We start from the raw sequence: 2194 nt of genomic DNA, 5'->3' as shown, positions 1-2194 counted from the left end.
CCCTCATTCTGAGGTCAGAAGCCGTGCTGGACGTCCTTTTCTAAAACTGAAAGATGTCAGATAAGCGACGTCCCTTCGCTTCATTACCGGAGGTCAATATGCTCAGCAGAGTTCTGCAGATTCTGGCCGCTTTCCTTGCTCTTCCTGTGGCAACCGCTCAATCCAACTCTGTCAGCAACGGCACTCAGGCTGATTTTTGCGCCGCTTCCTCCTATCAGGTACTCGGACAGGCCTGGCGCGTCGATTTTTCTACAGGAGGATTGATTCCACGGGCCACATATCTTCCTCCAGACACCGTTAAACCTCCCATCCTGAAGGATGTCTTCAAAGGGCTTCCGATATCTACTACGTCAACTATGCCAAATGCAACCATCGTTGTCGTCGACAACTTCTCACCGATTACAATACGGTCCAAGCGGAACGCCCCTGCTTCTACCGGACAGATCGTTGATCTCGAAGTCCGACATGGCGCGCTCGTGCGGCAGCACATCGTCAGCCTGTTGGAAAGCGACGGGTTTAAGAACATGCCGACTGGCTCTGAGAGCTGGAGGCGGGGAAATCAGACCGTTACCATCCGCACTCTGGATTACAGTGCTTTTAAGGGCGAAAGTGCTCAACTGACGAGACAACTCAATGCCACGCTGGATAACATCAAAGATCCTGTCGTGCTCCTGAACATGAGTTTCGTCCTTCTTCGCTGTGAAGCCCTCCAGGCCATTCAAGAGCGTAATCAAAGGTCCCCGGAACAACGGTACACGACTCAGAATTACCTAACGGAAATCGCCAGCCAGCGTAAGATTTCTTCAGACCAGGCTTTCCGGTGGACGTTTGAGGTGCCTGCAGACAACCCTCTTCTCAAGAAGCTCGCCGAGTGGCAGCGAACATTCAGCAAACGGAACCGCACCTTCCTCGCCGTCGCCTCCAGCGGCAATCACGGCGCCAAGGTTCCCTCCGGACTCCTGATGCCGGCCAGTCTTCCTACGGTCATCGGCGTGGGTGCCACCAACTGGCAGGGTGGACCCCCTGGCTTGCCCCAGGAAGGCAACTGGTCTTCCCCAGGAGACACGCAGGCAGTGGGTGAATGGTACACGCTTCCACCGACTACGCTTGCCGCCGGGTGCTCGCCCTCTTCTGCCGCTCCTCTCTGCGTCGCCACAGCCGCCGACCTCAGGGATTGGCCGAACCTGGCTTACCGCGGAACGTCCTTCTCTGCGCCGGCCATCACCTCACTTCTCGCAGTACGGTGGACGCGAAGTTCCAGTAGCCTTTGCTCACCTACCTCCATGCGTCCAGCCGTCATCCAGTGCCGCGGGACCTGCTCCATTGGCGCACCAACCACCTCTCCCAGACCTGTGATCTCAATTCCGTTCTCCATTCCCCGCTGTTAGAAGTCGACGCAGTGGGGCGGCCGTGCCTGGTTTGCTCCCCAGAATCTGGACAGTGTTGAATTGAGACCTCGACTCATGCCTGACTCTCCACATCGCCCCGTCCAGTTTTTGAGGTTCAAACCAAGTCAGGATGATCCCGGTGGTTCGGACGGCCATGACCCCTCACGCTCATTTGCGCTGACCTGCCGTCCACCTGCGCGGTACGCTGCCCGTCATGACCGAACGGGTCCAGCAGACCAGACGCAAGGCTCCGCTTCCGCAGCGGACGCCGGAACAGATGGGCGTGCCAGTGGCCCCGGAGCCCCTCGCCGTCCAGCGGCAGGCCCTCAAGAAGCACGGCGCCCGCCCACAGACCGCGCAGCGACACGCCGCCGGACCAGTGCTCCGGGCCGCCAGCCTGGACCGCCAGGAACACGCCCGCCTCGAACAGGAGCGCGCCCACGTCCAGCGGCAGGTCGCCGCACTCGGTGAAGTGACAGCCGTGGAGAGGCAGGCGGAGCCCCGCCCCGTTCCCAACCGGCCCGCCACGCCCGCCGAGTGGGTGACTGTGATGCGCGCCCGGGCCGAAGAAGTCCAGGGACGACCGCTGGATTCCCGGAGCATCGCAGCCTTTACTTCACTTCAACGGCAGGTGGCACAGACGCTCGCGCAGGGGTTCCGCTCAGACCGGGGCGACGCCCAGGCCCGCTACGCCACGTACGGTGAGCACCTCGCCACCCTGCAGCGCCATCCGGTCAGTGCGCCGGTCGCCCGGGTGGTGCTGGGCCTGGTTCCCTCTGCGGAGCGTCTTCCCCTTCAGCGGGCGG

At 61.2% G+C, this 2194-nt stretch carries 1 protein-coding gene and 1 pseudogene; both read left to right on the top strand.

What is annotated here, in order from left to right; genetic code table 11:
- Nucleotides 1-98: 98 nt before the first annotated feature.
- Nucleotides 99-1388, top strand: a complete 1290-nt coding sequence (locus IEY70_RS20725) for a S8/S53 family peptidase (RefSeq protein WP_189066926.1) — start codon at nucleotides 99-101, stop codon at nucleotides 1386-1388.
- Nucleotides 1389-1602: 214 nt separating this feature from the next.
- A pseudogene (locus tag IEY70_RS20720) lies at nucleotides 1603-2194 on the top strand (hypothetical protein); the annotation flags it as partial.

The sequence above is a fragment of the Deinococcus seoulensis genome (assembly GCF_014648115.1).
GTDB classification, from domain to species: Bacteria; Deinococcota; Deinococci; order Deinococcales; family Deinococcaceae; genus Deinococcus; species Deinococcus seoulensis.
The sequence above is the reverse complement of the archived record's forward strand: the minus strand, read 5'-3'. Positions and strand labels throughout refer to the sequence as shown.